The sequence below is a fragment of the Proteiniclasticum ruminis genome, assembly GCF_900115135.1.
GTDB lineage: Bacteria > Bacillota > Clostridia > Clostridiales > Clostridiaceae > Proteiniclasticum > Proteiniclasticum ruminis_A.
The window spans coordinates 548,163-573,054 of the sequence record NZ_FOVK01000001.1 but is presented as its reverse complement, the minus strand read 5'-3'; the positions used below and the strand labels follow the sequence as shown (position 1 = coordinate 573,054).

General features: G+C 42.1%; 24 protein-coding genes. 23 read left to right on the top strand and 1 reads right to left on the bottom strand.

What is annotated here, in order from left to right; all coding sequences use genetic code 11:
- Nucleotides 1-366 precede the first annotated feature (366 nt).
- From codY to BM243_RS02540, 23 genes are all read left to right on the top strand, one after another.
- Nucleotides 367-1,140 (top strand): GTP-sensing pleiotropic transcriptional regulator CodY, encoded by a 774-nt coding sequence (gene codY, locus BM243_RS02645; protein ID WP_074909976.1) that lies wholly within the window; start codon nt 367-369, stop codon nt 1,138-1,140.
- A 199-nt stretch (nt 1,141-1,339) separates the two neighbouring features.
- Nucleotides 1,340-2,041 carry a 30S ribosomal protein S2 gene (gene rpsB / locus BM243_RS02640; protein WP_074909972.1) on the top strand — a complete coding sequence of 234 codons (702 nt, stop codon included), beginning with the start codon at nt 1,340-1,342 and terminating at the stop codon, nt 2,039-2,041.
- Nucleotides 2,042-2,123: 82 nt separating this feature from the next.
- Nucleotides 2,124-3,035, top strand: a complete 912-nt coding sequence (gene tsf / locus BM243_RS02635) for a translation elongation factor Ts (protein WP_074909970.1) — start codon at nt 2,124-2,126, stop codon at nt 3,033-3,035.
- Nucleotides 3,036-3,141: 106 nt separating this feature from the next.
- Nucleotides 3,142-3,858 carry a UMP kinase gene (gene pyrH / locus BM243_RS02630; protein ID WP_074909967.1) on the top strand — a complete coding sequence of 239 codons (717 nt, stop codon included), beginning with the start codon at nt 3,142-3,144 and terminating at the stop codon, nt 3,856-3,858.
- Between the two features lie 30 nt (nt 3,859-3,888).
- On the top strand, nt 3,889-4,440 hold the full coding sequence (gene frr / locus BM243_RS02625) for a ribosome recycling factor (protein WP_074909964.1): 552 nt from the start codon (nt 3,889-3,891) through the stop codon (nt 4,438-4,440).
- 24 nt (nt 4,441-4,464) lie between these two features.
- Nucleotides 4,465-5,232, top strand: a complete 768-nt coding sequence (locus BM243_RS02620; RefSeq protein WP_074909961.1) for an isoprenyl transferase — start codon at nt 4,465-4,467, stop codon at nt 5,230-5,232.
- On the top strand, nt 5,225-6,016 hold the full coding sequence (locus BM243_RS02615; RefSeq protein ID WP_074909959.1) for a phosphatidate cytidylyltransferase: 792 nt from the start codon (nt 5,225-5,227) through the stop codon (nt 6,014-6,016). The genes BM243_RS02620 and BM243_RS02615 overlap by 8 nt, the downstream gene beginning before the upstream one ends.
- A gap of 205 nt (nt 6,017-6,221) precedes the next feature.
- Complete coding sequence (locus BM243_RS15195; protein ID WP_169738433.1) at nt 6,222-6,359, top strand: hypothetical protein; 138 nt, start codon at nt 6,222-6,224, stop codon at nt 6,357-6,359.
- 258 nt (nt 6,360-6,617) lie between these two features.
- A complete protein-coding gene (locus tag BM243_RS02610; RefSeq protein WP_074909956.1) occupies nt 6,618-7,772 on the top strand; it encodes a 1-deoxy-D-xylulose-5-phosphate reductoisomerase in 1,155 nt (384 codons plus the stop codon).
- Between the two features lie 4 nt (nt 7,773-7,776).
- Nucleotides 7,777-8,781: an RIP metalloprotease RseP gene (gene rseP / locus BM243_RS02605; RefSeq protein ID WP_074909954.1), complete on the top strand. Its 1,005-nt coding sequence runs from the start codon at nt 7,777-7,779 to the stop codon at nt 8,779-8,781.
- Nucleotides 8,782-8,783: 2 nt separating this feature from the next.
- Entirely contained in the window at nt 8,784-9,833 is a 1,050-nt protein-coding gene (gene ispG, locus BM243_RS02600; RefSeq protein ID WP_074910906.1) for a flavodoxin-dependent (E)-4-hydroxy-3-methylbut-2-enyl-diphosphate synthase, read from the top strand.
- A 26-nt stretch (nt 9,834-9,859) separates the two neighbouring features.
- Nucleotides 9,860-14,125, top strand: coding sequence for a PolC-type DNA polymerase III (locus BM243_RS02595; protein ID WP_074909951.1), 4,266 nt, complete (start codon nt 9,860-9,862; stop codon nt 14,123-14,125).
- 180 nt (nt 14,126-14,305) lie between these two features.
- On the top strand, nt 14,306-14,758 hold the full coding sequence (gene rimP, locus BM243_RS02590) for a ribosome maturation factor RimP (RefSeq protein WP_074909949.1): 453 nt from the start codon (nt 14,306-14,308) through the stop codon (nt 14,756-14,758).
- A 19-nt stretch (nt 14,759-14,777) separates the two neighbouring features.
- Complete coding sequence (nusA, locus tag BM243_RS02585) at nt 14,778-15,980, top strand: transcription termination factor NusA (RefSeq protein ID WP_074909946.1); 1,203 nt, start codon at nt 14,778-14,780, stop codon at nt 15,978-15,980.
- A 26-nt stretch (nt 15,981-16,006) separates the two neighbouring features.
- Nucleotides 16,007-16,273 (top strand): RNase P modulator RnpM, encoded by a 267-nt coding sequence (rnpM, locus tag BM243_RS02580; protein ID WP_074909944.1) that lies wholly within the window; start codon nt 16,007-16,009, stop codon nt 16,271-16,273.
- Nucleotides 16,242-16,580 (top strand): ribosomal L7Ae/L30e/S12e/Gadd45 family protein, encoded by a 339-nt coding sequence (locus BM243_RS02575; protein ID WP_074909942.1) that lies wholly within the window; start codon nt 16,242-16,244, stop codon nt 16,578-16,580. Before rnpM ends, BM243_RS02575 begins: the two co-directional genes overlap by 32 nt.
- Before the next feature lie 17 nt (nt 16,581-16,597).
- Nucleotides 16,598-18,697 (top strand): translation initiation factor IF-2, encoded by a 2,100-nt coding sequence (infB, locus tag BM243_RS02570; protein WP_074909938.1) that lies wholly within the window; start codon nt 16,598-16,600, stop codon nt 18,695-18,697.
- Nucleotides 18,698-18,732: 35 nt separating this feature from the next.
- Nucleotides 18,733-19,089: a 30S ribosome-binding factor RbfA gene (gene rbfA, locus BM243_RS02565; protein WP_074909934.1), complete on the top strand. Its 357-nt coding sequence runs from the start codon at nt 18,733-18,735 to the stop codon at nt 19,087-19,089.
- 2 nt (nt 19,090-19,091) lie between these two features.
- A complete protein-coding gene (locus BM243_RS02560) occupies nt 19,092-20,051 on the top strand; it encodes a DHH family phosphoesterase (protein ID WP_074909932.1) in 960 nt (319 codons plus the stop codon).
- A gap of 5 nt (nt 20,052-20,056) precedes the next feature.
- Nucleotides 20,057-20,920 carry a tRNA pseudouridine(55) synthase TruB gene (gene truB, locus BM243_RS02555; protein WP_242943506.1) on the top strand — a complete coding sequence of 288 codons (864 nt, stop codon included), beginning with the start codon at nt 20,057-20,059 and terminating at the stop codon, nt 20,918-20,920.
- 8 nt (nt 20,921-20,928) lie between these two features.
- Nucleotides 20,929-21,858: a bifunctional riboflavin kinase/FAD synthetase gene (locus tag BM243_RS02550; protein WP_074909926.1), complete on the top strand. Its 930-nt coding sequence runs from the start codon at nt 20,929-20,931 to the stop codon at nt 21,856-21,858.
- Between the two features lie 112 nt (nt 21,859-21,970).
- Complete coding sequence (rpsO, locus tag BM243_RS02545; protein ID WP_074909923.1) at nt 21,971-22,234, top strand: 30S ribosomal protein S15; 264 nt, start codon at nt 21,971-21,973, stop codon at nt 22,232-22,234.
- 243 nt (nt 22,235-22,477) lie between these two features.
- Complete coding sequence (locus tag BM243_RS02540; protein ID WP_074909920.1) at nt 22,478-24,598, top strand: polyribonucleotide nucleotidyltransferase; 2,121 nt, start codon at nt 22,478-22,480, stop codon at nt 24,596-24,598.
- Between the two features lie 36 nt (nt 24,599-24,634).
- Here BM243_RS02540 and BM243_RS02535 read toward each other — a convergent pair whose 3' ends face one another.
- Nucleotides 24,635-24,823, bottom strand: coding sequence for a DUF6440 family protein (locus tag BM243_RS02535; protein ID WP_074909917.1), 189 nt, complete (start codon nt 24,821-24,823; stop codon nt 24,635-24,637).
- Between the last annotated feature and the right edge of the window lie 69 nt (nt 24,824-24,892).

The window sequence follows — 24,892 nt, the reverse complement described above, 5'->3', positions numbered from 1 at the left end:
AGAGTATATACTTTATAAGTCTGTGTTTTTTTGAAAATTTGTGAATTTATTTTAGGATGCTGTTCTTCGGTTTCGTAGAAATGTTTATATAATTCATAGGGCAGTAGAAAATCACCTGAATTTCGAGGGGTTTTGGGTTTATTACCGAATCAATCAGATGATCGAGTAAGGTATAGACTGGAAATTATTATATATTCATCGGGAAATCAAAAATTAAATTATTTTTATAAATGGTTGTGTAAAGAAAAAAAGGATTTTGAATTGTGCAAAATTATTGAATAATCCTTTAATTTATGATATCATCTTGATGGACCGGTAACAATTCAAAATATTCACAATATTAACATAGGAGTAAGGGGGAGAACGATGTCATTATTAAATAAGACTAGAAAACTCAATAAGATCCTTCAAAAATCAGGAACAGAACCTGTTGTTTTTGATGATATCTGCGAAATCTTAAGCGAGGAGCTCCATTCCGATGTGTATGTGGTCAGCCGAAGAGGTAAGATCTTAGGTCATAAGTTCACATATCCATTCACAACAAAAGAAGAATATTCATCTGTATTGGAAGAAATGAAATACAGTGATGATTATAATGATACACTTCTCAAAATCGGTGAAACATTGGTGAATCTAAGTGCAGATGAGCGGTATGTACTGAACATCGAGAAGGAATACGAAGGCAAGGATAAGATTACGACCATCGTGCCAATCAACGGAAACCGTGAGCGCTTAGGTACACTGATTCTTGTATCTCTTGAAGGGGAATATACAGACGAGGACATCGTTCTTGCTGAGTATTCCGCAACAATCATTGGTCTTGAAATCCTCAGATCAAAACAGCTGGAAAGCGAAGAAGACCAGAGGAAGAATGATGTGGTGGATTTGGCGATTCAGACGCTCTCTTACAGTGAGAAGGAAGCTGTGAATCATATTTTCAGAGAACTGGATGGAGATGAGGGACTTCTTGTTGCTTCCAGAATTGCGGACAAAGTTGGAATCACTAGGTCTGTTATTGTCAACGCGCTGAGAAAGCTGGAAAGTGCTGGTGTAATCAAATCCAGATCTCTAGGAATGAAAGGAACCAGAATCACAATTCTAAATGATAAACTTCTTGAAAAACTGGATATCCGTAAATAATCCCATTGATGTTATGATGAAATGATGATTTTCAGACAAAAACCAGTTTTAAACTGGTTTTTGTTGCTTCTGAAAGAAGCTTGTGGTATACTACTTTAGGATAAAAATAATCACATGCACTGATTTCAGAGAGGTTGCCCGGAAGGGTTTCTCTGAAAAATGAAGTGGATGGAAGGTTAAAAACCAGGAGGTAAAAAAAATGGCAGTAATTTCAATGAAACAGCTTTTAGAAGCTGGTGTTCACTTTGGTCACCAGACCAGAAGATGGAACCCTAAGATGGCTCCATACATTTTCACAGAGAGAAACGGGATCTATATCATCGATCTTCAGAAAACTGTGAAGCTTATCGACGTAGCGTATGATTTCATCAGAGAAGTCGCAGCTGAAGGTAAGGATATTCTTTTTGTTGGAACAAAGAAGCAGGCTCAGGAAGCAATTCAGGAAGAAGCAATCAGAGCAAACATGCACTTTGTAAACAACAGATGGCTTGGCGGTATGCTGACAAACTTCGGTACCATCAAGAAGAGAATTGCTAGAATGGAAGAAATCCGTGCTATGCAGGAAGATGGTACTTTCGACGTTCTTCCAAAGAAGGAAGTTGCAGCTCTTATGAACGAGCTTGAAAAACTAGAAAGAAACCTTGGCGGTATCAAGAATCTTGATGTCAACAACATCGGAGCAATCTTCATCGTTGACCCAAGAAAAGAAAGAATTGCAATTGCAGAAGCAAAAGCGCTGAATATTCCAATCGTTGCTATTGTTGATACAAACTGCGATCCAGACGAAATTGATTATATCATTCCTGGAAACGATGATGCCATCAGAGCGGTTAAGCTGATTACAGCAAGACTGGGAGATGCCATTCTTGAAGCTAGACAGGGTGAAGAAATAGCAGAGTAAAAAGTAAAAGGTAGGTGGTTTTCCATTTACCTTTTCTTATAGAGTGACCAATGTTTGAAATGAATTTTAGGAGGAATAAACTGTGATTAGTGCACAAGCTGTTAAAGAATTAAGAGAAAAGACCGGCGCTGGTATGATGGACTGTAAGAAGGCTCTGACCCAGGCTGAAGGAGATTTAGAAAAGGCTATTGATATCCTGAGAGAAAAGGGGCTTGCTTCCGCTGCTAAGAAGTCTGGAAGAGTTGCTGCTGAAGGTGTCATTGCAACATATGTATCCGATGATCTGAAGAATGCTTCTATTATAGAACTGAACTGTGAAACAGACTTCGTTTCCGCTAACGAAGCTTTTGTAGCTCTTGCCAATGATATTGCCAAGGCTGTAGCTGAAAACAACGTGGACAGTCTGGATGCTGTAAAAGCACTTCCATACGGCGAAGCTACCATCCAAGATGCAATCACTGCTCTCATTGCTAAGCTTGGTGAGAACATGAACCTGAGAAGATATGAGAAGATGGAAGCTCCAGCAGGGCTTGTATCCTCTTACATTCATATGGGTGGAAAGATTGGTGTTCTGGTTCAGGTTGATGCTGAAAATGCTACACAGGAAGTTTCTGCTGTGGCAAAGGATGTAGCAATGCATGTGGCTGCGCTGAATCCTCAGTTCCTTGATAACTCTTCTGTAGATGCAGATACCATTGAAAGAGAAAGAGAAATCTATCGTGTGCAGGCTCTGAACGAAGGCAAGCCAGAAAAGATTGTTGATAAGATGGTTGATGGAAGAATCAACAAGTTCTTTAAGGAAGTATGTCTTGTGAATCAGATGTTCGTTAAGAACCCTGATCTCTCCATTGAGGCATTTGTTAAGGAAGAGTCCAAGAAGTATGGAAACATCAAGCTTGTAAAGTTTGTAAGATTTGAGAAGGGCGAAGGAATCGAAAAAGAAGAAGTAGATTTTGCTGCTGAAGTAGCTGCTCAGATGGGACAAAACAAGTAAAAAGCAAAACAAGGATTCGAAAGAACGAAAAAGAGAACACCTTGGTGTTCTCTTTTTTTGAAATAATTGTTAGAATGGTACTATAATGCAATATACGGAGGTTATTATGAGTGAACCGAAATACAAAAGAGTCATGCTGAAACTATCTGGCGAATCATTGGCTGGTAAAAATGGATTTGGCATAGATTTTACTGTAGCCAAGAGAATTGCCGAAGAAATCAAAGGTCTTGTGGACATGGGCGTTGAAGTGGGAGCAGTCATTGGTGCAGGAAACATTTGGAGAGGACGCGAAGGAAGTGGAATGGACCGGGTGACAGCGGACAATATGGGAATGCTTGCCACTTGTATCAATGCACTTGCATTGCAGAACTCATTAGAAGACCTCGGTATTGAAACAAGAGTGCAGTCTGCCATTGAAATGCGTGAAATTGCGGAGCCTTTCATCAGAAGGCGTGCTGTCAGGCACCTGGAAAAAGGCCGAGTCGTAATTTTTGCGGCAGGTTCAGGGAACCCCTACTTCACAACAGATACAGCAGCAGCACTTCGTGCAGCGGAGATTGATGCAGAGTGTATCCTGCTTGCTAAGAAAGTGGACGGAGTTTATGATATGGATCCCAATATTTATCCGGAAGCAGTTAAGTTTGAACAGTTAACATACCGGGATGTCATTGAAAAAGATCTGAAAGTCATGGATATAACAGCAATTACACTGTGCAAAGACAACGAAATTCCAATCATTGTCTTTGGTCTTGACGGTGAAGGCAATATTCTAAAAGCCATAATGGGTGAAGCCAATGGTACTATTATCGACTGTAATGAATAAGCTGAATAATAAATAATAGGAGGATCGACTATGTTTAAAGATTTAATGAAAACCATGGAAGAAAAGATGGGGAAATCCATCAGTAATCTGGAGGCTGAACTTGCCACATTAAAAGCTGGGCGGGCCAATCCTACCATGCTGGACCGGATCGAAGTTGAGTATTATGGAAGCATGGTACCAATCAGCCAGGTGGGAAATATTTCAGCGCCAGAACCAAGAGTGCTTATGATTACACCTTGGGAAAAATCTGCTTTGAAGGCCATTGAAAAAGCCATTAATATGTCAGAGCTGAACATCAATCCGAATAATGACGGATCAGTCATTCGTCTAATTGTGCCTGAACTGACAGAAGAAACCAGAAAGAATCTGGTAAAGGTGGTACATAAAAAAGGAGAAGAGGCAAAGATTGCCATCAGATCCATTAGAAGAGATGTCATTGAAAAGATCAAGGGAATGAAAAAAGAAGTCTCTGAAGATGAAGTGAAGAAGGGCGAAGAAGACGTTCAGAAAAAAGTGGATGAGTACATCAAGAAAGTAGACAAGATTCTGCAGAATAAAGAAAAAGAGATCATGACTGTATAGTTTCCATTTGAAAGAAGGTAAGACATGTTTAGTATTTTTAAAAAGACAGGTACAGTGGAAGCAATCGATGCAGTACTGGATATGGAGAGAATCCCGAAGCATATTGGCATTATTATGGATGGCAATGGCCGGTGGGCGAAGAAGAGAAATCTGCCAAGAACCATGGGTCACAAGGCGGGAGTAGAGACAATAAGAAGAATACTAAAAGAATGCAATCGCTTAGGGGTCAGGTTCCTGACCCTCTATGCTTTTTCCACTGAAAACTGGAAACGGCCAAAAGATGAAGTGAATGCCCTGATGTCTCTTCTTATCGAATATTTGAAAAATGAGCTGAAAGAGCTTCATGATAACAACGTCGTGGTGAACTATGTAGGGAATACAGACAGGCTTCCCTTGAAAGCTCAGGAAGCGCTGAAAGAAGCTTGGGAACTAACGAAAAATAATACTGGGGTACAGATGAATCTCGCCTTAAACTATGGTGGCCGTGAGGAGATCCTTCACGGCATCAGAGAGCTCGTTGTGGCTGTGGAAGAGCATAGATTTTCCATGGAAGACCTCTCAGAGGAGTCTTTCAAAGAGTTTTTGTATACAAAAGGACAGCCAGACCCGGAACTGATCATAAGACCCAGTGGAGAACTCAGGCTGTCTAATTTTCTGCTCTATCAGGGCGCATACAGCGAACTATGGTTCAATCAGATTTTTTGGCCGGATTTCACTGAAGCACATCTGAGACAGGCGATTTCAGATTATCAGAAACGAGACCGCCGATTTGGGGGAGTAAAGGGTGAATAATCGATATATAGGAGCGCTGATTCTGGCTCCATTTCTACTTCTGATTTTTTTAGGAGGATGGTATTTAAAAGCTGCTGTGCTTTTTCTGTCTTTCCGTGGACTGTTTGAGTATTTTCATGTAGTCCGGAAGAAAGGTCATAATCCGGTATCCCTTATAGGATACGGTGCACTGATCTCCTATTATGCGGTGGTGCTGTTTGTTTCTGATCCGCTGGCACATGTGGGGGTTCTAGTGGCCCTTATGACGGCGCTTTTATTTATCTACATGGTCTTTGATGAAAAGATAAACATCACAGATGTTGGGATCACTGTCTCAGGATTTGTGTATACTGGAGTTTTGTTCAGTTTTCTGATTTTGCTGGGCGATAAAGAACAAGGGATGTTCTATGTACCTCTAGTTTTTGTAATCTCGTGGGTCTGTGACACTTTGGCCTACTATTCTGGAAGACTGTTTGGGAAACATAAGCTCAATGAGCGTGTGAGCCCCAAAAAGACTGTAGAAGGAGCGGTTGGTGGTTTACTTGGAGGAACCATTGGAGCTTTGATTCTCGGATATTTTATTTCAGCAGAATCTGGTGCAAATATTGTTCATTTTGCATTCATCGGCCTTGTTGGTGCGTTTTTTGGACAAATTGGAGATTTGGCAGCATCTGCAATCAAACGGTATGCAGGGGAGAAGGATTATCCTAAGCTGATTCCTGGACATGGTGGAGTGCTTGACAGGTTTGATTCTATCTTATTTGTTGCCCTCATTGTGTATGTCTATACAACGTATGTTTTATAGAATGTGACGTGATGCCGTTGTTTCATGGCTGTGCATCCTTGTATAAAAAAGAGTCATTCCTTTGGCATGGCTCTTTTTCATTTTGATACCAAAAAATTAAAGATGTTCATAAGAATTTTAAATAATATATATTGTATTGTCCCGAGGCAAGAGGTATAGTATATACAACAGTAAATTTGTCATATGTACAAAGAGGAGGGAGCTTATGAAAAAAGAGCCTAAAACCAAGATACTGTTTACATTACCTGTAGAACTGAAGGAAGAACTGTTGAAGGAAGCCGAAAAGGAAAACCGTTCGCTGAACAACTATATTCTGACCCTTCTGCTGAAAAGAACCAAGTAATGACATTTTTGTATGACGTGTAAAGAGTCCGAAGTTATCTTCGGGCTTTTTTGATTTTTTGAACTGGAAGGATAGAACGTTCTGCCGTTCAGAGTATCTTCATGGAGTGTAGTGAAGATTTGTGTTAGAATAATAGAGCATCTGAAGTCAGTTTCTAGGTGAGCTGAACTGAAGTATCATTTTTTTGTAGGAATTTCTTAATAATTCTCTAGTATAATAAAGTGCAACCAGATTAGAAAAAGAAAGGGGTTATCCCATTTGAAGAATATTGCGATTGTAGGCGCATCCGGATCCGTAGGAACGCAAACGCTGGATGTCCTGAGAAAAGAAAAAGGCATTGTACTCTCGGGGGTTACAGTACATAGAAACCTTTCGGTGTTGAAAGACATTATTGAAGAGTTCCATCCATCTGCTGTGGCAGTGACAGATGAATCAATAAAGGTGGAAGCGGAAGAGCTGTTGAAATCTATCGGATTTCGGGGAGAAACCTCCTTTGGCTCTGAGGGTCTCATCCACATCGCGACACTTCCAGATACAGATACTGTCGTGACTTCACTTGTGGGAATGGTGGGCCTTAAGCCAACCATAGCGGCCATTGAGAATGGAAAGAACATTGCACTTGCAAATAAAGAAACACTTGTAGCTGCGGGAGAACTTGTTATGCCTCTAGCAAAGAAGCATAACGTGCGTATTCTACCGGTGGATTCTGAACACTCTGCAGTTTTTCAGAGTCTTCAGGGATCAAAACATGAAGAAATACAAAAGATTATCCTCACTGCTTCTGGTGGCCCATTTAGAGGGAAAGATCAGACGTTTTTAAAAACCGTCACTCGCGAGATGGCTTTAAAACATCCAAACTGGGTGATGGGAGCGAAAATAACCATTGACTCCTCGACCCTTATGAATAAAGGACTCGAGGTCATCGAGGCTAAATGGCTGTTTGATGTGGACTATAATCAGATAGAGGTACTGGTGCATCCTGAAAGCATCATTCATTCCATGGTGGAGTTTGTGGACAACAGTATCATTGCTCAGCTTGGGGCGCCTGATATGAGACTGCCCATACAGTATGCACTCAATTATCCCCACAGAACGCGTCCCGTGGCAAAATCCTTGAACCTTTTAGAAATATCAAAGCTGACCTTTGAAGCTCCGGACAGGGAGACCTTCAGAGCGCTGGACTTGGCATATACAGCTGGTAAAAGAGGAGGTCTTCAGACCGCAGTAATGAACAGTGCCAATGAAGAAGCGGTTGCGTTATTCCTGGAGAACCAGATACAATACCAGGAAATTGTAGAAGTAGTGGAACAGGCGATGGATGCCTATAGGAATCTGGGTGAGATCTCGCTCGAGAAAGTGATTTCTGCTCATGATGAAGTTAAAACGTTTGTCCGAAACAAAATGAAGAGGTGAGATCATGTATTTAGTATTATCAATATTTGCCTTTGGTCTTCTGGTCCTTGGGCACGAATTCGGTCATTTTATCGTTGCCAGACTCAATGGCGTTACCGTGGAAGAGTTTTCTGTAGGTATGGGTCCCAGGATCTTCAAGAAGCAAGGAAAGAATACATTGTATTCTTTAAAAGTGCTGCCCATTGGTGGCTCTGTGAAAATGTACGGTGAGACTGCAGATGAGGAAGGCGAAGGTTCGTTCTTCTCCAAGAGCCCTCTCAGGAAAATCAGCATTATTGCAGCAGGACCCATCATGAATATCATCATGGCTGTTTTGGTTCTCTTTGTCATCGTGATTTTCAACGGGTATTCCAGTAATGTGATTTCAGAAGTAATTCCTGGCTCTCCCGCTGAGGAAGCTGGAATCATGACAGGTGACAAAATTGTCGGTGTCAATGGAGAAAAGGCTTACACATTTCAGGATGTTTCCACCTATATTGCTTATAACGGTTTACAGGAAGTCACTTTAGAGCTTGAGACGGCAAATGGAAGGGTCGTAAAGAAACTTACGCCAATGGAGTCTGAAGGAAGAGCTTTGGTAGGAGTTGTACCGATTTCAGAAACTGATCCAGGTGTTTTTGAAAGCATTGGTGCAGCGTTCAATCAAGGCAGATCATTGATTGCTCAAACAATATTCTCATTAAAGGTGTTATTTACAGGGCGAGCTTCCATCAATGATTTTGGTGGACCAGTCACAATATTCAAGATCTCCACAGAAGTTGCAAGTATTTCTCTATGGAATCTGGCATCCTTTGCTGCATTTCTCAGCATCAACCTGGCGGTTCTGAATCTCATTCCATTTCCAGCACTGGATGGAGGATGGATCCTGATTCTTCTAGTGGAACTGGTCAGCAGAAGGAAAATTCCAGATAAGTTCGTCGGGGTATGGAACACCATCGGTTTTGCAATACTCATGAGTTTCATGCTGCTGATTACATTTAAGGATATCTTTTTACCAGGAGGCTTCTGATGATTGAACGTCGACCAACGAGAAAAATCAAAATTAAAAATATGTATGTAGGTGGAGACAGCAAGATCAGCGTGCAGTCCATGACAAACACCGATACAAGAAATGTTGAAGCTACTTTAGACCAGGCTAGAGCGTTGATGGTTGCAGGATGCGATATCATCCGAGTGGCTGTTCCAGATCTGGAGGCGGCGGAAGCACTGAAAGAGATTACAAGACAGCTGCCAATTCCTGTTGTAGCGGATATTCACTTTGATTACCGTTTGGCCCTGAAGAGCATTGAAAATGGAATCTCAAAACTGAGAATCAATCCAGGGAACATTGGTGGGAAGGATAAAGTGCGTCTTCTGGCTGAAGTCTGTAAAGATAAGGGAATTCCCATCCGAGTCGGTGTGAACTCAGGTTCCTTGGAGAAAGATCTACTGGAGAAGTATGGTCATGTGACACCTGAAGCCCTGGTGGAAAGTGCGCTGCGTCATGTGGAGCTTCTGGAGGATGCCAACTTTTATGACACCATCATCTCGATTAAGTCATCTGATGTCATGACCATGATGAACAGTTACCGTTTGCTTTCTAAAGAAGTGGATTACCCTCTTCACCTGGGTGTAACAGAGGCTGGCACACCTTGGAGAGGGACCATCAAAAGCTCTGTGGGCATCGGAGGTCTTCTGTCCGAAGGCATTGGAGATACCATAAGAGTATCCTTAACGGGAGACAGCATTGATGAGATCAAAGTTGGAAGAGAGATTCTGAAATCTCTAGGGCATCTGAAAGATGGAATTGAGTTTGTGTCCTGTCCGACTTGCGGAAGGACTCAAATTGATCTGATCGGGATTGCGAACCAGGTAGAAGACGCTTTAAAAGACAGCAAGAAGAACATTAAAGTCGCAGTCATGGGATGTGTGGTCAATGGACCTGGTGAAGCCAGGGAAGCGGATATCGGTATTGCTGGAGGAAACGGCATGGGATTGATATTCAAGAAGGGCCTCATCATACGAAGAGTGAAAGAAGAGGAGCTTGTAGAAGCTCTATTGGAAGAAATTGACAAACTGTAAAGATCAGGAAAGGAGGAGGGCTTTGATTGGAAATTAATCACCTGCTCAGCAAAGAGTCCTCACTCTCTGCATATAAAATTCAGGACGTGCTTAAAGTAGAGTATCTCAAAAAACAAAATCAGTTCAGAGTTTTTCTGAAATCGTTCCGGGTCCTGGACCCTAAAGTGAAAGTACCCATCGGTAATTTCCTGAAGAATGTGACAGGACAGGAAAGTGATACCCTGATTGTCAATATCCTGGATCAGCTCACCCACGAGAATATCCAGGATGTTCTCATGGGGATTTTTCTGTCAGAACCGCTTCGGTATAATTTTTTAAAAGATGCAGACGTCCATCTGGAAGAGGGACATCTGAAAATCCAACATTACAGTCCAGTCCTCATTACGAATTTTAGAAGCCACGATGCAGTTAAACATATTGAAACACTGATTTCCCAATACTATGGACAGAGTGTCCATGCGGAAACAGTGCTGAATGTCGCTCTAACTCCTGAAAGAAAAGAACTTGATGTGAGTAAAGAACTTCAGGCGGCAAGACAGGATTCACAAGTCAGCGGAGAGCATAAGATGGAGGCTCCCAAAATGGTGATGCCTTCCAGAAAAGCATCCTCGGATGAACCTGTAAAAGGACAAAAGAAATCTCAAGATGAGAATGTTATCTTTGGAAAAGCAATTAAAGAACCAAGTGTCAGAATCAAAGAACTGGATGACAATGCTGGAATCTGTGTTATAGATGGCGAGGTTTTCAAAACAGATGAGAAGAAGCTGAGAAATGGGAAAACCCTTCTTGTGCTGTATGTCACGGATTTGTCCAGCTCCATTGCAGTGAAAGTATTCCTGAAAGAGGGAGAAGAACTTCCAATTAAGGCAGGTCAGGTGTTCCGCTTTAAAGGAAACGTCACACTGGATATGTACTCGAAAGAGCTGACAATGATTGCACGCGATATCTATAAAATGGAAAAAGTAAAGAGAAAAGATACGGCAGCAGAAAAAAGAGTAGAGCTTCATCTGCATACCAATATGAGCAGTATGGATGCCTTAGCATCAGCGAAATCTGTCTTTTCACTAGCCAAAGATTTTGGACACCGTGCTGTGGCCATTACGGATCACGGAGTTGTTCAGGCCTATCCTGAAGCTATGGATCAGGCGAAATCTACAGGGGTCAAAGCAATCTATGGTATGGAAGCCTATGTTGTCAATGACGAGATGAACATCATTGAAAATATAGATGAGACATTAAAGGATCTTGTGATATTCGATATCGAAACCACAGGATTTTCCTCTGTGAATGATAGGATCATCGAAATCGGTGCAGTGAAGGTAAGAGATGGTGAAGTCATTGATGAGTTCTCGGCCTTCATCAATCCAGAACGTTCTATTCCATTAAAAATCACCGAACTGACAGGAATCACTGACGCCATGGTAAAAGATGCTCCACTCATTGGAGAGGTAATTCTTCAGTTTGAGGAGTTCATCAGAAATGCGACGTTGGTTGCCCATAATGCCTACTTTGATGTGGGATTCATTCGTAAAAACCTGGCGGATTTAGGCCGAAGCATCCATAATCCTATCATGGATACAGTACCCATGGCGAGATTCCTCTACCCTGATCTGAAAAGACACCGGCTGGATGTCATTTCAAAACATCTGGGGATAGATATGGGGTCTCATCATAGAGCGGTGGATGATGCAAAGACTACGCACCGGATTCTTCAAAAGTCCATGGAAAAAATGGAAACCATGGGCATCCATTCCTTCAGGGAACTGAATGAGCGGAGTAAAAAAGAGATGGATTATAAAAAACTGCCGATGTATCACACAACAATTCTCGTTAAGAATCTTACTGGTCTTAAGCATCTTTATGAAATGGTGACGGAGTCACATCTGAAGTCGTTCCACATGAAGCCTAGAATCAGAAAAAGTGTTCTGGAACAAAAGAGGGAGGGTCTTTTATTGGGATCCGCCTGTATCAATTCAGAGCTTGTACGTTATATCATGGAAGGACGAACAGAGGATGAGATTCTGACCATGGCCTCGTACTATGATTATATCGAAGTACAGCCTGTGGATAATAATCTGGATCTTCTAAAGGACGGCCGTATTCAAGATATAGAGGGATTAAGAGACCTAAATAGAAAGCTGATCTCTCTTGGTGAATCTCAAGGTAAAATTGTGGTGGCCACTGGAGATGTCCACTATTTGAATAAAGAGGATAAGTTTTATCGGAAAATCCTCCTGGCATCTCAAGGATACAACAATCAGAATGATGATCTTGATCTGTATTTCAGAAGCACAGATGAGATGCTGGATTCTTTCTCCTATCTTGGCCGCGACAAAGCCTATGAGATTGTTGTGAAAAATACAAATCTCATCGCGGACAGCATTGAGGACTTTCTTCCCATCCCCAAAGGAACATTCCCACCTAAAATTGATGGTGCGGATGAGGAAATCCGAGAAATGACCATGAAGGAAGCTCATAAACTCTACGGGGATGTCCTGCCTGAAGTGGTGGAAAAACGTGTGACAAAGGAGCTGAACTCCATCATCAGCAACGGGTATGCTGTTCTTTATCTTATTGCGCATAAACTGGTTGCCAAGTCCCTTTCTGATGGATACCTGGTAGGATCGAGAGGTTCTGTGGGATCTTCTCTAGTTGCTACTTTTACCGGAATCACGGAAGTGAACGGCCTTCCACCCCATTACCGCTGTCCATCCTGCAGACATAATGAGTTCTTTCTGGATGGAAGCATTTCAAGTGGTGCGGATTTGCCGTTGAAAGACTGTCCGGAATGTGGATCCCCTTATGTTCGGGATGGACATGATATTCCTTTTGAGACCTTCCTTGGGTTTGAAGGAGATAAAGAACCTGATATCGATCTGAACTTCTCGGGAGAGTATCAGGCTGTGGTGCATAAATACACAGAAGAGCTCTTTGGGGAAGGTTATGTGTTTAAAGCAGGCACCATCGGCACGGTAGCGGATAAGACCGCGTATGCCTATGTTAAAAAGTATCTGGAGGAGCGTGAAATGCATCTTCCCACGGCGGAAGTCGAGCGGCTTTCCCTAGGTCTTGTAGGGGTAAAAAGAACTACAGGGCAGCATCCTGGAGGTATTATGGTAGTGCCCAGAGACAATGATGTCCATAATTTTACCCCGGTTCAGAGGCCGGCAGATGATCAGTCATCAGATATCACAACGACCCATTTCGATTACCATTCCATTTCAGGAAGGCTTTTGAAGCTTGATATCCTTGGACATGATGATCCAACCATGCTGAGAATGCTTCAGGACCTGACTGGTATAGATCCCAAATCTCTGCCCCTCAATGATGAGAAAGTCATCTCACTGTTCACTTCTACAAAAGCCCTGGGGGTAACAGAAGAGGAACTGGGGATTCCTGTGGGATCTTTAGGTCTTCCGGAATTTGGGACGAAGTTTGTCCGAGGTATGCTTCTGGATACCAGTCCTAAATCTTTTGCGGACCTTGTCAGAATATCAGGACTTTCACATGGTACAGATGTGTGGCTGAACAATGCCCAGTACTATATCAAAGAAGGATTCACAACGCTGAGCGAATGTATCAGTACGCGTGATGATATTATGGTGTATTTGATTTATAAAGGGCTGCCTGCAAAACGTGCATTCACCATCATGGAGAGTGTGCGAAAAGGCAAAGGACTCAAAGATGAGGACGAAGTCATCATGAGAGAGAACAGCGTACCTGAATGGTATATCGAATCCTGTAAAAAAATCAAATATATGTTTCCAAAGGGCCATGCGGTGGCTTATGTCATGATGGCTATGCGTATCGCTTATTTTAAAGTCTACTATCCACTGGCTTATTATGCGGCCTATTATTCCACCAGAGCATCGGACTTTGATGGAGAGCTGATATTGAAAGGCGAAGTGGCTGTGAAGAAACAACTGGAAGAATACTACGAGCTTGGAAACAATATTTCAGCAAAAGAAAAAAATATGATCACGATACTAGAGATTGTTTATGAGATGTATAAGAGAGGGTTGAAGTTCAAGCCAGTGGATCTTTACCTGTCTCATGGCTCTAAGTTTCTCATCGAAGATGGTGAGATCAGACCGCCACTGAGCTGTCTCGTGGGTGTGGGTGTGAATGCGGCCACGTCCATTTATGAAGAAGCTCAGAGAAGTCCTTTCATCTCTAAGGAAGATCTCCGATTACGCTGCAAGATTTCTAAAACAGTCATTGAAACACTGTCAAATTGTGGCGCTCTTGAGGGGATGGATGAAACAAACCAGCTCTCTCTCTTCAATCTGTAGGGGTTGAATTTCTCCAAATACTATGTTATTCTTTATAAGAAGAATAACTTTGAACTAGAAGAGTGGGCAAAACCCGCTCTTTCGTTTTGTGTGGCGCAACTGTAATCTAGTTGCGTTTTTCATTAGGGAAAAACTTAAACACAAAACAAAATTGTCAAATAATTATAATGGGGTGAGACCATGGAAAAATGGAAGGAACTGGAACCGCTATTCCAGAAAGAAATTGAAGCTTTGGGATATGGTATGTATCACATGGAATATGTCCATGAGGACGGAATGAACATTCTTCGATTCTATATTGAACATGAGAACGGAATTGCGCTTGCGGACTGTGAGACCGTATCCAGAAGGATCAGTGACATTCTGGATGAGAAGGATCCGATTTCTGAAGATTACAATCTGGAAGTTTCATCACCAGGTGTTTTCAGGACGTTATTCACCAAAGCTCATATGGAAGCAGCTGTGGGAGAAAAAGTTCAGATAAAGACTAAGAAACCTGTGGACGGTTCCAAGAAGTTCATTGGCGTCCTGAAGGAAGTTCAGAGTGGAGGACTTCTTGTTGAAAAAGACAAAAAGTCATTGGAAGTTACATTTGAAAATCTTCGCAGTATCAATATTGAAGTAGATTTGTAAAAATTTTAAGGAGGATAAAATGGCAAAGGCAACTGTGAAAAAGAAAGATGAAGTTATTCTGGCATTAAAAGCCATCGCAGAGGAAAAGGGAATCAGTGAGGAGATGCTTTTTGAGACACTGGAAGATGCGATGATTGCAGCATATAAGAAGAATTATGTAAATTCCGGATCCCAGAACGTGAGAGTCAACATCGACAGAGAGACCGGAGAAATCAAGGTGTTCTCTTTGAGAAGAATTGTAGAAGAGGTGATGGATCCTCAAGATGAGATTTCTCTGGAAGAAGCAAAAGAAATCGATCCTAGATATGAACTGCTGGATGTGGTGGAGAATGAAGTGACTCCTGCTAATTTTGCGCGTGTGGCAGCGCAGTCTGCAAAGCAGATTGTCACCCAGAGAATAAAAGAAGCAGAAAGAAGCATTCTTTATAATCAGTATCATGAAAAAGAATTTGATGTGATCATGGGAACTGTTCAGAGAAAAGACAAGGGGAACATCTATATCGATCTTGGAAAGACAGAAACAGTTTTGACACCTCAGGAACAGATTCCTGGAGAGAACTATCAGTTCAATGACAAGATTCTGCTGTATATTGTGGAAGTGAAGCAGAATCCCAAGGGGCCGATGATTTCTGTATCCAGAACCCATCCTGGGCTGGTCAAAAGGCTTTTTGAAAAGGAAGTACCTGAAATCTATGAAGGAATTGTAGAAATCAAGGCCATTTCCAGAGAAGCTGGTTCAAGAACAAAGATTGCCGTGTATTCAAATGATTCAGAAGTGGAGCCAATGGGTGCTTGTGTTGGGCCAAGAGGAACAAGAGTACAGAACATCGTGAATGAACTGAGAAACGAAAAAATCGACATCATCAAGTGGTCCAAGGACCCTAAAGAGTTCATTGCCAATGCTTTAAGCCCTGCTAAAGTTCTGGATGTTATCATCATGAATGAAGGAAACGCCTGCAAGGTAGTGGTGGAAGACAACCAGCTGTCTCTGGCCATTGGTAAAGAAGGTCAGAACGTAAGGCTTGCGGCAAAACTTACTGGATGGAAAATTGACATCAAGAGCAAGAAGCAGTATGAGCAGGAACTTCTAGAGAAAGCGGAACTGGAAGAAGATGTGATAAGAACAGAAGAAGCTCTAGAGGACGCTGTCGCTGAAGAAGCTGAAACTGCAGCTGAACTTATCGAGGATACTGACATCCAAGAGGAAGATTCAGAAGCTTAATTAAACTGGAAAGAGAGGTGTTTTACGTGAAGGTGAAAAAAATACCAATGAGAATGTGCACCGGCTGCATGGAGATGAAACCTAAAAAGGAACTGATTCGTGTGGTAAAGAACAAAGACGGAGAGATTTCTCTGGATTTGGTTGGAAAAAAGCCCGGCAGAGGTGCATATGTTTGCAAGAGTACAGATTGTCTGGAAAAGGCCTTTAAGACCAAAAGACTGTCTCGAAACTTGGAAACCACGATCAGCCAGGAGATCTACGATGATCTTCGGAAGGCGGTGGAAGTTGGATAAAATGCTGTCCTTCCTGGGACTGACAAGAAAGTCCGGGAATTTGATCTTGGGATACAACAAGAACGAGGAAGCCATCAAGATGAGAAAGTTGTATCTTCTGATCTTGTCCAAAGGTGCTTCTGAGAATACGAAGGATAAGTTCAAAGGTTACTGTGAAAAGTATAAAGTGCCTTATATTGAGGATTTCACTCCTGATGAATTAGGATATGCATTGGGTTATGAAGGAATTGCAGTTGTAGGAGTTTCTGACCGGAACATGGCAAGAAAACTCAAAGAACATTACAACAGCAAAGGAATTGAAGAATAAAAACGGAGGTGGTCCTATTGTCAAAAATCAGAGTGTATGAGCTTGCAAAGGAACTAGAAATATCAAGTAAAGAGTTGATCGCGTTATTAAAGGATGAATTTGGAATAGAGGTTAAGAATCATATGAGTGTTGTGGAAGAAGAAGATGCTGCACTCATCAAGGAACTTTTGGGGGATTCAGAGGGAAATAAGGATGCGGTTAAGGAAGATTCCATGGATACTGAAGGTAAAGTTACGAAGAGTATCGTGGATGAATATGAGGAGATTCTTGAAGAAGAAGTTGTAAACCTCGCAAAGAAGAAGAAGAAAACAAGAAGAGAACTGGCACAGGAACAGCTTGAGGCGGAAGAAGCGGCTCTGGCGAATATGAAGGTTGAAATCGGAGAATTTATCACGGTCAAGGAATTTGCTGATAAACTCGGGAAGCCAGTGGCAGAAGTTATAAAGGCACTGATTTTCACTGGAATTATGGCTGGTATCAATCAGGAAATCGATTTTGAGACAGCTGAAAAGGCTGCAAAACGTCTGGAAATCGATATTGTGAAGAGCAAGGATGATGCATCAGGAATATCAGATGAAAAAGAAGAAGATCTGCTGGATGTGAATCTGGAAAAAAGACCTCCGATTGTTACTGTAATGGGTCACGTTGACCATGGTAAGACATCACTTCTCGATGCAATCCGTAAGGCGAAAGTAACGGAAAGCGAAGCGGGTGGTATTACACAGCATATCGGTGCGTACACCATCACCATCAATGGTGAAAAGATTACATTCCTGGATACTCCAGGCCATGAAGCTTTCACAGCCATGAGAGCAAGAGGAGCGCAAGTAACAGATATTGTTATCCTGGTTGTGGCAGCGGATGACGGTATCATGCCTCAAACCGCAGAAGCGATAAACCACTGTAAGGCAGCGAATGTTCCAATGATTGTTGCCATCAACAAGATTGATGTTGAGGGTGCAAACATTGATAAAGTGAAGCAGGAACTTACTGAGTATGGTCTTGTGGCAGAAGAATGGGGTGGAGACACCATCTGTGTGCCAGTTTCTGCAAAGCAGAGAATGGGAATCGATGATCTTCTAGAAATGGTTCTTTTGACAGCTGAAGTTGAGGAGCTTAAAGCAGACTCTAACAGAAGAGCGGCAGGAACAGTGATTGAATCAGAGCTTGATAAGGGTCGTGGACCTGTAGCAACACTTCTTGTACAAAAAGGTACCCTCAATGTTGGGGATTCCATTCTTGTAGGAAGCACCTATGGAAGAATCCGTGCGATGTTTGATGACAAGGGGAAGAAAATCAAGAGTGCTGGACCATCCATACCTGTAGAAATTCTTGGGCTTTCAGAAGTGCCTCAGGCAGGAGACAAGTTCCATGAAGTTAAAGATGAGAAGACAGCCAGAGGTATGGCTGAAGCAAGAAAGATCAAGGAAAAGAGCCTCCAGCAGAGTACGATGAGAGTGTCTCTGGAAGATCTGTACAGCCAGGTGAAGGAAGGGAAGATCAAAGAGCTTCCAATCATCATCAAGGCGGACGTGCAGGGTTCCATTGAAGCGTTGAAGGGCACACTGGAGAAGCTTTCCACCGATGAGATCAAGGTGCGTGTAATTCATGGTGGTGTTGGTGCAGTCACAGAGACAGATATATCCCTGGCGGCAGCATCCAATGCAGTGGTCATCGGGTTCAATGTCAGACCTGACAATAATGCGCAGGTTCTTGCAGAAAAGGAAAAAGTTTATGTGAAGACCTATAGAGTCATTTACCACGCAGTAGATGACATCAAGGCTGCTATGATCGGTATGCTTGCACCAGAGATCAAAGAAGTTGTCCAAGGCCGTGTAGAAATCCGACAGACATATAAAGTATCTGCCATTGGTACCATTGCCGGATGCTATGTGTTGAATGGGAAAATCACAAGAAACTCTGAGATCAGACTTCTAAGAGATGGTGTAATCATACATGAAGGAAAACTTGCTTCTCTCAAGAGATTCAAAGATGATGCGAAGGAAGTTCTGGCAGGATTTGAATGCGGACTTTCTATTGAAAAGTTTAACGAAATCAAGGAAGGCGATATCATAGAAGCTTATGTGATGGAGTCTATTGTACGTAAAGAACTGTAAGAACTATGTTAGATAGTAAGAAATGAGGTGAAAGTATGGCAAAATACAGAACGGGAAGAATCAACGAAGAGATGAAGAAAGAGATTTCTGCCATCATCATGAATGGACTGAAAGATCCCCGGATTACCGCCATGATTACCATTACAGATGTGGAAGTCACATCAGATTTGAGATATGCAAAAGTATATGCGAGCATTTTTGGAACAGAGCAGCAAAAAGAAGAATCATTTCTGGGGCTTAAAAACTCTGCAGGATTTATCCGTAGAGAAGTGGGAAAGAGAATTCAGCTACGCTATGTGCCTGAACTGATTTTTGTGATGGATGACACCATTGATAAAGGGATGCATATAGATGAGCTGATTCGGAAAGCCAATGAGCAAAAAGGAAACTGAGTATGATATTGCGGGATATTGCGAAAAAAATTCTCGAATTCAATAAAATCGCTGTAGTTGCCCATGCATCTCCTGATGGAGATGCTGTGGGCAGTACCTTAGGGTTGACCTTAGGACTGAGAAGCATCGGCAAAGATGTAGATGTGCTCTCAAAAGAACCAGGACCAGAAGTTCTATCCTATCTTCCCCTTTATGCGGAGTATGGAGAGTTGAACACATTGAAAGAGGATCGGACGTTGCTGCTATGTCTTGATTGTGGCAACAAAGACCGTCTTTCCATGGAAAGGGATGGGTTTTCAGAGATATTCAAAATAAATCTGGACCACCACGTTTCGAATGAAATGTATGGGGATCTCAATTATGTGGACAGTAAATCAGCCTCTACAGCGGAAATAGTATATGAACTCCTGGAGGAACTGGGTGTTCCTGTGACTGAAGCCATGGCGGAATGTCTATATACCGGGATTGTCATGGATACCGGAAGCTTCAGGTTTCCAAGCACAACATCGAAAACGCTGCGCATCACATCAAAGTTATTGGAGACCGGCGTCAATTTCTCTAAGATTCAACGGATGCTCTTTGCCACTTCACCTTTCAAACAGGTAAAGCTGTTGGGGCGTGCACTGATGACCCTTGAGAGTCATTTTGAGGGCAGAGTGTCCATGATGAATCTGGAAGCCAATGACTTTAATGTGTTATCCATATCGGATCGGGATACTGGGGACATTGTCAATTATGGACTGGAACCGAAAGAAGCTGAAGTGTCGATTCTTTTCAAAGAAGCAGAAGGGTTTTTCCGAGTTAGTGTGAGAACAAAAGAGTATCTGGATGCCAGCGCTTTATGTGCTGTATTTGGTGGCGGTGGGCACGTCCGTGCAGCGGGGTGCAACATAGAAGCAGAAGATCTCATGCATGCGAAAATTCGCATGCTTGATGAGATTGAAAGGATGATGACCTCTTGAATGGTGTGATCAATATTTATAAAGAAAGAGGTATGACCTCTTTCCAGGTGGTGGCTTCAGTGAAGCGCATCACGGGAATCAAAAAGGTTGGTCATACTGGAACTCTTGATCCGGAGGCCGAAGGAGTTCTTCCAGTATGTATTGGCAGAGCAACAAAGCTTGTGGATTACATTATGGACGGAGAAAAGATATACCGCGCTTCGTTTCAGTTTGGCAAAATATCAGATACACTGGATGCTTTTGGAGAAGTTCAGGAAACAGGAGCACCTCTTCCAAAGCGGGAAAATGTTGATGAGATGCTTCAGAGTTTTCTAGGCACTACAAAACAGATTCCACCCATGTACTCAGCGCTTAAAGTGCAAGGCAAAAGATTATACGAACTTGCAAGAGATGGGAAAGAGATTCCCCGCGAAGCACGTGAGATTCATGTGTCAAAAATACACCTGATTGAGTATTGTGACCATTCTGGTGAAGGGTCATTTCTGCTCGGGTGCTCTAAGGGAACTTACGTAAGAAGCATCATTGATGATCTGGGCCGAATGCTTGGTTCCGGCGCGATTATGACGGGGCTTATACGTGAAGCTACAGGGGAATTTCAGAAAGAAGCATCAGCTACCCTGAACCAGCTTGAACAGGAGGGTGTCGAGAAATATCTGATCGAGATGGAGGGGGTTCTGAAGAACTTTCCTGCATTTGTCGTTCCAGATGCTTTCTTGAATCTTATAGTCAATGGTGTGAAAGTAAAAGATCAAAGATTGGTTTCTGAGGTAAAGGCAGGACTCTATAAGGGATTGGATGGTCAAGGCAAGCTACTTGGAATCCTTGAACGGACGGAAGATATCCTCTATTTGAAACTGAATCTGATGTGAGGTTAAAAATGATTGTGATAGACGAAAATATCAAAGGGGAGTTCAAAGAAGGAACGTATATTGCTTTGGGCAGTTTTGATGGACTGCATAAAGGTCATATGACACTGATCCATAAAGTGGTGGATGAGGCTATGGCTGATGGACTTAAGAGTGCAGTCTATACTTTCAAGAACCATCCTTTGACCGTAGCAAAACCGGAGCTTGCACCAAAGCTTCTTATGGATAATCAGCAGAAGATCCACTTGTTAAAGGCTAAGGGGGTGGATGCGACAATTTTTGTCTCCTTCACCATGGAATATATGCAGACAGAAGCAGAAGAGTTTATTCTGAGTCTCATTCATGACTTTAATGCAAAAGGATTCGTTGTAGGATTCAACTATAAATATGGATACCAGAACAAAGGGAATGTTGATACATTAAGAGAAATGTCTGAACGATACGGATTTAAGCTCTTTGTCATGGATGCTGCTCTGAGTAATGATGACATCATCAGCAGCACAAGAATCAGGAACCTCATTTTGAAAGGACAGATCAAAGAGGCAAATGAGCTTCTCTTTGAACCGTTTATGCTAAGAGGTACTGTGATCGGTGGGAAAAAACTGGGACGGAAAATTGGTTTCCCAACAGCGAATATGAGTTATGACACCAAATATGTAATTCCCAAGACAGGTGTGTATTATACAAACCTCATGCTGGAAGGAACTTTGCATAAAAGCATCACTTCAGTAGGATATAATCCTACTGTGGATGGAAAGACCTTAAGTATCGAAACTCATATTCTCGACTTTGACCGCGAGATTTACGGAGAAGAAGTGAAGCTCTATTTTGTAGAGTATATGCGGGATGAAGAAAAGTATGCAGGTTTAGATGAACTGGTGGACCAGCTTAAGAAAGATGAGGAGTATGCAAGAAATCAGGAGCTTTCTACATTATTGTAATTGAAGTATAGGTTCTGATATGGTATAATACCTAACGAACCATGAACTACGTGATTAGGGTTGCTATCTTTTTACGTGGTCATAGGGGATAATATTTAGGAGGTACAGCAAAATGGATAAGGCAAGAAAGCTTGAAATCATCCAGACACACGCAAGACATGAAGGGGATACTGGTTCACCAGAAGTGCAGATCGCACTGCTTACAGAGAGAATTAACTCTTTGACAGGGCATCTGAAGTTCCATAAGAAGGATCACCATTCCAGAAGAGGTCTTCTGATGATGGTAGGTCAAAGAAGAGGTCTTCTGAACTATCTGATGGCTGAAGATATTGAAAGATACAGAGATATCATTGCTAAGCTTGGAATCAGAAGATAATTAAAAAATGTGCTCTGAGCCTGCTTTTCTAAAGCAGGCTTTTAGTATATACTGGTCTTAAAGCTTTACATTAAGTGAACACGCCACAATGAGCCGGAGAAGCATATTAGAGAAGAATATCTGATGTTTTTTAAAAATCAAAGAATACAACAGAGTTGATTTTTTGATTTTTAAAAAATCTATCGGATCGAAATCTTTAGTGCTTTTCTTCAGCTCTTTGGGCAAAGAAAAGGAGATGAATTCATGCAAATTAAAAAAGAAATCCAAGTAGCTGGAAGAAATTTCGGTATTGAATTTGGAGAGAGAGGAATGCTGTCTGATGCGGCAATCTTCATGAATTATGGTGAAACAGTGGTTATGGTCAACGCCAATGCTTCTGAAAAGCCAAGAGACGGTATCGATTTTTTCCCATTGGCAGTGGATTATGAAGAGAAAATGTATGCCGTAGGAAAAATTCCTGGCGGTTTTATCAAAAGAGAAGGAAGACCTACAGAAAAAGCGATTCTTTCAGGCAGAGCCATTGACAGACCACTGCGTCCGTTGTTCCCAAAGGGATACAGAAATGATGTACAGGTTGTCTGTTCAGTTCTTTCAGTAGAAAACGACAACTTGCCGGAAATACTTGCGATTAATGGTGCAGCCTTTGCCCTTCTGATTTCTTCAGTTCCATACACAACACCTTTGGCTGCTGTGATGGTAGGACTTGTGGATGGGGAGTTTATACTGAATCCAACATCTAAAGAAAGAGAAGAAAGCTTACTGAGCTTAACCGTCTGTGCCACAGAAGACCGTGTCATGATGATTGAGGCTGGGGCGAAGGAAATTGATGAGGACACCATGATTGCAGCCATCGACTTTGGATTCAAAGCATGTCAGCCGATCATTGAAATGCAGAAGGAAATCACTGCTGCATATGGAAAAGAAAAGAAAGTTCCTGTGCTTTATACACTGAATCAGGATCTTGAACAGGAAGTAAGAGCTTTTGCGAAAGATCTCATTGCTGAAGCAATGCACATGGTAGACAAGGATGAAAGAAGCAAGAAGATTGACGAAGTCAAAACTAAGGTTGCAGAAGCATTTAATGAGAAATATCCAGAAGGAAAGAGCGATATATCTGAAACACTGTATCTTCTTCAGAAGGAAACTGTGCGCGATATGGCGATTCTGGAACATAAGAGAATTGATGGAAGAGCATTTGATGAAATTCGTCCATTGGCAGCAGAAGTTGCAGTTCTCCCAAGAACCCATGGTTCAGGAATTTTCTCAAGAGGTTCAACACAGGTTATGGCTGTAACTACATTAGGTGCCATCGGTGATATCCAGATACTTGATGGAGTCAGTGAAGAAGAAAGCAAGAGATACATCCATCACTATAACTTCCCATCCTACTCTGTTGGTGAAACAAGACCAATGAGAGGACCTGGAAGAAGAGAAATTGGACATGGAGCCCTTGCTGAAAAGGCACTGGAGCCGCTGATACCAAATGAAGAAGAGTTCCCATACACCATCCGTGTTGTTTCCGAAGTTCTATCATCCAATGGTTCCACATCACAGGCATCTGTATGTGCATCCACCTTGGCACTTCTTGACGCTGGTGTTCCACTAATGAGACCTGCTGCAGGTATCGCTATGGGTCTGTTTACAACAGATGATCTTTCCATGGAAGAAATCGTAACAGATATTCAAGGTGTGGAAGATTTCTTCGGAGATATGGATTTCAAGGTTGCTGGAACATCAAAGGGCATCACTGCCATCCAGGTAGATACAAAGATCGCTGGTCTTTCTCCTGCATGTATTGAGAAATCCATCAGGGATGCAAAAACTGCAAGATTTGAAATTCTTGAAGTGATGGAGAGTGCCATTGTAGAACCAAGACCAGAAGTTTCAAAATATGCACCAAAGATCACTACACTTCAGATTAATCCAGATAAGATCAGAGACGTCATCGGAAGCGGTGGTAAGGTGATCAATAAGATCATTGCTGAAACCGGCGTGAAGATCGATATCGATGATACCGGAAAGGTATTTGTTGGTGGTCCAGACATCGAAATGGTGAAAAAGGCCGTTGCAATCATTGAAGGTATCGTGAAGGAAGTAGTTCCTGGTGAGATATACTTAGGTAAAGTAATCAAGATTATGCCATTCGGGGCATTCATCGAGATTCTTCCAAACAAAGAAGGGCTTTGCCATATTTCAAAACTTGATATGAAGAGAGTGGAGAAAGTGGAAGATGTTGTAGAGATTGGGGACGAAATTCTGGTTAAAGTTACAGAGATTGACCAGCAAGGCAGAATCAATCTTTCAAGAAGAGATGCTCTTATTGAAATGGAAAAGAAAGAAAAAGCAGCAAAAGAAGAAGAATAACATAAGAAAAAGGGACAGGCTAAATGCCTGTCCCTTTTAGTACGGGAGAGTATGGGCAGGAGTAATCACAGGTTTTCCATTCTGGTCCAGGAGAACGGTTAACCCCGCACCGTATCCTGCGGCATGATAAAGATAGTTGACACCTGTTTCCTTATCTACCCAGATTTCCATCACATTCAGTTTACCTTGGCTGAAGGTCTTGATGAACCGATCGTCTACTTTCACACTATATTCCTCCTTATTCTGTCCTTTTTTAGAAAGTATATCACAGTGTTGTAGAAGAAAAAAACAATT